Raw genomic sequence first — 6,485 nt, 5'->3', positions numbered from 1 at the left:
CAAATTTACAACATTGCTCCGGATAATTAGAGCTAGGGAGCGAGACGCTCCCACTACAATACATGATAATTGAGGTAGTGCGAGCATCTTGCTCGCTGTTTTTACATTTTTACAAAGCTGAAATACATGATAATTGAGGTAGTGCGAGCATCTTGCTCGCTGTTTTTACATTTTTACAAAGCTGAGATGCACCCAGGTTTAGCGATCTTTGAGTCCCATTTTTAACAACATGGTGGCACGACTCACCCCCTCTTGATTGCCAATACTGGTTAAAGTTAGAGAATCTAAGCGATCGAATAAAGGTTGTCCAGCAAGTTCTAACAAGCGCAACCCTGGAAATTTTGCCTCGAAAATGGGGCGAACTTTGCGCCAATTGATGTACAAATAGCCATTATTTTCCGAAGGTAAAGGCGCGATCGCCTCTTGAAAAGTTGCGCTTTCAGCCAAAGATTCAAAATTAGGATTAGTCGCTTTGGCGATCGCATCTAAAGAGTTGGAAATGAGTTGGTAATCATCCACCACCGTGCGAACTCCGCGTACATCTGCATCAATTTTACCCCCACTGGCTATAAATTCCGCCCAGATTTTAACCGGTTGTTCCCCTAATGTTACATTACCAATATTCAATCCTTGTTCTTTGGCCAAATCGTCCAAATGTGCCAAATTAGCCTCGATCTTGTCCCGATCTTCCTCATTACGCTGGCTGACAAATAACCAACGGGTTTTCCCTGGGTTTTCATTCGGTAACAGAGAAAGAGCATATTCTCCTCGGACCCAACTAAAAATATCTTCAGGTAAATTTAATCCCCAAGGATCTTGCCATTGATTTAATGCTCCCACCAAAAGATCGGAAATGGGGCTATTTTCCCCAAAACCCGTTAATATTTGTTGCCAAAATCCCTGTAAATCTACCCCAGCCGCCGTTAATATGGTTTGCGAGGGAAGATAGCTTAAAGCCGCGATCGGTTCCGAGAGGAGAGGTTGAGGTGTTTCCGATTTTACCACCCCAGAAAGAGCGCTTTGAGCCAGCAATCCTTGGCGATCGAGGGCAAAGGCAAGGGTTAAAGTAGGAGTGGGTTCCGTGGGTTCCCCTTCCAAGTCTTTAGTTAACGCGAGGAGATTCGCATAAGCAATGCTAATACGAGGCGTTTTAATGGTTGCCAGTGCTGCTTTATAGTTCTCTGAATGGGCCAGATTGATGCTGGCAGCCTGTACATTATTAATGGCATCCCGCAGCACTTTCGGATGATTGGCAAAAAGGACATAGCGATCGCCCACCACTGCACTCGCGAGGGAAGTCTCTTCGGTTTGGCGCGATCGCGTGTAAATTAAATTCACCCCCTGATAGGGTTCAAAAACCAGATCCGCATCTCCCGCGATCGCGCTGCGGGAGAAAAACAATTGTAAAAATTCTTTCGCATATTCTCCATCTTTCGCCGAAACCACCAATAAATAGCCCGCTTTGCGCCCATTTTCGGGATTGCGATCGTAGTCGAGGGAAGTCATCGCCACGGTTATTTCGTCCCCCAACCAGCCTTTCACATCGGCGTAATAATTCAAATTCGTTTTTGCCAGCAACCCCGCTTTAATTTCATCCAGTTCTTTGCGCGATCGCCTTCTCTGAGAAAGAGGGGTTTCCAGTTGTAATAACGCTTCCAGGCGATCGGGATTTACCAACAACGATACCATCGCCGGAGCCTGGGCAGGAACAAACATCGCCCCTTCTGGCATCAATTTCGTACCGCCATCCTTCAAACTGAGGGGACTTTGCGCCAATACCCAATAGATGCCACCTCCCGCCAAAGACAGGCAAACAACAGTAACAGCGATTAAAACGAGGAAGAGAGAACGCAGTCTCATGGGCAACTCCGATTGCAATGCAGTTCTATCATTATTTCATCATTAGGTTTTTTGCAAAAACTAGGTTATTATGATTAAAAATTCAACAAACCCAGCATCGGTAGAATATAACTGATGTACTAAACTGGATTTGTGTTTAAAATGAACGCAATCCGATTTGTTGAACCCGAACGAAAGTTTTAGAAATTATAGCGTTGAGGCATTCTATGGAAACTCTCTCTCAAAATCCCGAAAAAGAAAAGGCACTTAAATTAGTTCTCAACCAAATCGAGCGCAATTTTGGTAAAGGCGCGATCGTGCGTTTGGGGGATGCGACCCGAATGCGGGTGGAAACCATCCCTACTGGGGCATTAACCTTAGATTTGGCCTTGGGGGGAGGACTACCCAAAGGTCGAATTGTTGAGATTTATGGTCCAGAAAGTTCCGGTAAAACTACTTTAGCACTGCACGCGATCGCGGAGGTACAAAAATCAGGGGGTGTTGCGGCCTTCATAGATGCGGAACACGCCCTCGATCCCGCCTATTCTGCGGCTTTGGGAGTGGATATCGAGAACCTCCTCGTGGCGCAACCGGATACCGGGGAATCGGGCTTAGAAATCGTGGATCAGTTAGTGCGATCGGCTGCTGTTGATATTGTTGTCATTGACTCCGTAGCCGCCCTCGTCCCTCGAGCCGAAATTGAGGGGGAAATGGGAGATATACAGGTGGGTTTGCAAGCGCGGCTGATGAGTAAAGCGTTGCGGAAAATTGCTGGGAATGTGGGCAAATCAGAAGCAACGATTATTTTTCTCAACCAGTTACGACAAAAAATCGGGGTCACTTATGGTAGTCCGGAAGTCACAACGGGGGGAAATGCCCTTAAGTTTTATGCTTCAGTGCGTTTGGATATTCGCCGCATTCAAACCCTAAAACGAGGCAGTGAGGGAGAATATGGCATTCGCGCTAAAGTCAAGGTGGCTAAAAATAAAATTGCTCCTCCTTTCCGCATTGCTGAATTTGATATTATTTTTGGGAGTGGAATTTCTAGTTGGGGCTGTGTTTTGGATTTAGCGGAACAAACCGATGTGGTGGTACGCAAAGGCGCATGGTACAGCTACAAAGGGGATAATATTGCCCAAGGTCGCGATAATGCAGTCAAGTATCTGGAGGCTAACCTGGAGATGGCGAAGGAAGTCTCTCAACAGGTGCGGGAAAAACTGATGGCTGGGGCGACGGTTTCGGCGAATTCTGTGGCTGCTGCTGCTGCGGCTGAGGCGAAGAAAAAGGCAGAGGAAGAGAAGGAGAATGAAGATCAAGATAATAATAATTTGGATGCGATCATGGTGGGAATGAGTAATTCTGGGACTTCTAAGCGAGGACGCAAATCGAAGGCATCGGCGATGAAGGAAGAGGAATAAAATTAAAATAGTAGAGGTGTTTTAAGTAAACGCCTCTACTCTGTCAAACTGGGGGGAAATAATTCTCATTGGCGATCGCCTTCACTTCAATAACGGTTTAATTAAACTGGCGATCGCATCGCAACGAAATTGATTGACTAAATCAGTTAATGCGTCTCCTAAAGAGCGATGTTGTTCGGGAATTTCGGCAATTAAACTAAGTACTAAATAATCTTCAAGTTTGAGAGCCGCTTGATAGACGCGAGTTAACCAATCAACAGACATTACTTCTAAACTCTCAGTTGTTAATGGAGAAGTAGGTTTAGTTTCCTCTGATAATGAATTTTCTGCATATAGATAGCTAATTTCTAAATGTTTTGCCATTATTTCAAAAATTGTTGATTCTCGAAAAGGTTTTCTGACAAAATCATCACATCCGGCTGAAAGCGTGATAATTTTTTCTTCTTCTAAAACACTAGCAGTTAAGGCAATTACTGCGGTTGCTTGTCCTCTCGTTGTGCTTTTAATATATTGCACAGTTTCATAGCCATCCATTACAGGCATCCTTATATCCATCCAAATTAAATGGGGCTGCCAGTTTTCCCAAATGGCAATTGCTTCTTTGCCATTACGCGCTTCTTGTAGCTCAAATCCTAATGGTTGCAACAATTTGATTAATAATTTACGATTAACTTCTTTATCATCAACAACTAATATTTTACAAGGAGAATCATTAGATTTAAGACCAATGACGCGAGATTTTTCTTCTCTATTTTCGATATCTTTTGCCGTGACAATTTGCACTTGAATATCAAAGGCAAATATTGTCCCTATTCCTACCTGAGAACTCACGGTAATATCGCCTCCCATCAACTGAACAAATTTACGACTAATGGGTAAGCCTAAACCAGTTCCTTCTTGAGCATTTTTTCCAGTTTGGGTTTGCCCGAAGGCTTCAAAAAGTAGATCGAGTTCCTCTTTCGCAATGCCCTCTCCTGTATCTTCAATCTCAAATTTTATTGTTGTTTGTTGTTGATTATTGTTGTTTTTATGAGTATCAATTGTGTTCCCATTAACCACGGATAATTGTTTGGGATTTGTTGCAGTAATTCTTAAGGAAACTCCACCCTCGGAGGTGAATTTTAAAGCATTATTGAGCAGATTAATCAAGACTTGACGCAATTTTATAGGGTCTGTGGCAATGTATTGTGGGGTATTGCGATCCCATTCAAATAGTAGTTGTAACTGTTTGCTTTCGGCTCTGAGAGAGAAAATATCTTCAATCTCGTTTAAGAGTCTATAGAGGTCGAAATTTTGAGGATTGAGGGATATCTTTCCCGCTTCTATTTTGGATAAATCTAAAACATTATTAATCAAGGTTAAAAGATATTCACCACTACGATTAATAATACTGATATTTTCTTGCTCTTCTGAAGATAATTTCTGCGATCGCAGCATCAGTTGAGAAAATCCCAATACCGCATTTAAAGGAGAGCGTAATTCGTGGCTCATATTAGCAAGAAAGGTGCTTTTGGCTCGGTTCGCCACTTCTGCTTTATCCTTGGCAATAGTGAGTTCTTTTAAAGTAGATTGTAGGCTACCAGTCTTTTCCGCAACTTGCCGCTCTAAATCTTGCTGATAGTTTTGGCGCAATTTTTCCGCCTCCCGGAGGGATTGCGCCATCTGACGAAAGGATTCCGACAGGGTTTCTACCTCGCGAATTCGGGTAGATTTCAGGGAGCGATCGAGGTTGCCGTTGGCAAAATCTTGGGTTGCTTGAGTGAGTTGAAGCAGCGATCGCGAAATTCGCCTCGATGTCCACAGGCCGCTGGCGATCGCCACTATTAAGGCTAATCCGCATAAAACGACAGTGCGACGAATACTGGCATGAATTTCTCCCAAAAATTCCGACTCTGGTATAACTGTGACGATCAGCCAGTCCAGTCCGTATTCATCGCGATAGGGACTCACTTTAACAAAAGGGTGGTGAGGGAGATCCGGGCGCAATAATGACTCTTCTGCGATCTCGGACAAATTTCCATAGTGTTGCATTAAATAGCGCGCAACATTGCGGGTAAAGGGATCTTGTGAATCCTTGGCATTGAGTCTTATTTCTTTCCCATTGATGAGGGGGACAGGGGATTCATCGGCAGAAGTAGCCACGATCAACCCCGATTGCTCCATAATAAAAATATTGCCTGCGCGATCGCCTTTTAGTTCTTGCAAAAATTGACCGAGTTGATGGAGTTCGATATCAATTCCAAAAACTCCTAACAATTGCTTTTGCTCGTTATAAATAGGGGTACTGGCAGAGATACTAATGCGATCGGGGAAACCATCCCAAGTATAAACCGCACTCCAAACTGGTCCTCCGGCTTCGACGGCATCGGTATACCAAGCCAAATCGTTTCTTTCTGTATTTTCCAGCACCTTCAGCACATCTCCCTTATTTCCCTTCTCGTCCACTTTATATCGAGTCACAGTCCTCAGATTAGACCGAGGGATTTCTCCAGTTACAAGGTTATCTTCTGATAAGTAAGCATTGGCACGAAAGGAACCATCCGCTCCCCCAAAACCAATAGCAGCAAAATCAAACAATAGTATCTGCCGATAAAAATATCGACCAAGGGCATCAAAATCGTTAATATCTAAAATTCCGGCCTGAAATGCCGCCAAATTTGCCGAGTTAATGGCTTGACCTCTGCCCAAATAATCATTAAGGTGGCGATCGATGCGTTCTCCTTGTTCTGTCATCAATTCATTGGCTAATTGTGCGATCGCATTTTGCCCAGTGCGATAGGACAGATAAGCCACTAAACTCGTAATACCGATAACTTGCAAGGCCAGTTGGACTGTGAAAACCACATAAAGGGGTATTTTTTGTTGGCTAGAAAAAGATGGCATTGCAAACAAAATCTCCTAAACCTCAAAATCTATTGTCCTCATTATCTACTAATTTTCCTAAACATTCCCCAAAATTTTTGGCTAATCTCCCAGCAATTTTCTACCATATTGCGATTAATTATTTTTGCATTTAGTGTTACATTTATAATACACTGAATTTTAGCTAGAGCAAGTCAGGAACCTCAGCCTAAAGGCGTGAGGCTTGAAAGAGAAATCTAACAAGCCATTCTGACCAGACTCAGTACCTTGCGTACTACGTTATTTGGGTCACGACACCTTGGAATGCGAAGCTAGTTCCCCGCTCTGTCGTTAGTAGTTAAACAATCTTAAGGTCACTGAGATAGT

3 protein-coding genes are annotated in these 6,485 nt (G+C 43.5%); 1 reads left to right on the top strand and 2 read right to left on the bottom strand.

What is annotated here, in order from left to right:
• Nucleotides 1-198 precede the first annotated feature (198 nt).
• Nucleotides 199-1,860, bottom strand: a complete 1,662-nt coding sequence (locus JUI58_RS01415; protein ID WP_204101957.1) for a DUF3352 domain-containing protein — start codon at nucleotides 1,858-1,860, stop codon at nucleotides 199-201.
• Nucleotides 1,861-2,066: 206 nt separating this feature from the next.
• On the opposite strand from JUI58_RS01415, the gene recA reads away from it, so the two are divergent.
• Nucleotides 2,067-3,257 (top strand): recombinase RecA, encoded by a 1,191-nt coding sequence (gene recA, locus JUI58_RS01410; protein ID WP_204101956.1) that lies wholly within the window; start codon nucleotides 2,067-2,069, stop codon nucleotides 3,255-3,257.
• 81 nt (nucleotides 3,258-3,338) lie between these two features.
• On the opposite strand, the gene JUI58_RS01405 is transcribed toward recA, so the two are convergent.
• On the bottom strand, nucleotides 3,339-6,140 hold the full coding sequence (locus JUI58_RS01405; protein ID WP_204101955.1) for an ATP-binding protein: 2,802 nt from the start codon (nucleotides 6,138-6,140) through the stop codon (nucleotides 3,339-3,341).
• Nucleotides 6,141-6,485 lie beyond the last annotated feature (345 nt).

The organism is Spirulina sp. CCY15215, assembly GCF_016888125.1.
In the GTDB taxonomy this organism is placed as follows: Bacteria; Cyanobacteriota; Cyanobacteriia; order Cyanobacteriales; family Spirulinaceae; genus CCY15215.
The sequence above is the reverse complement of the archived record's forward strand: the minus strand, read 5'-3'. Positions and strand labels throughout refer to the sequence as shown.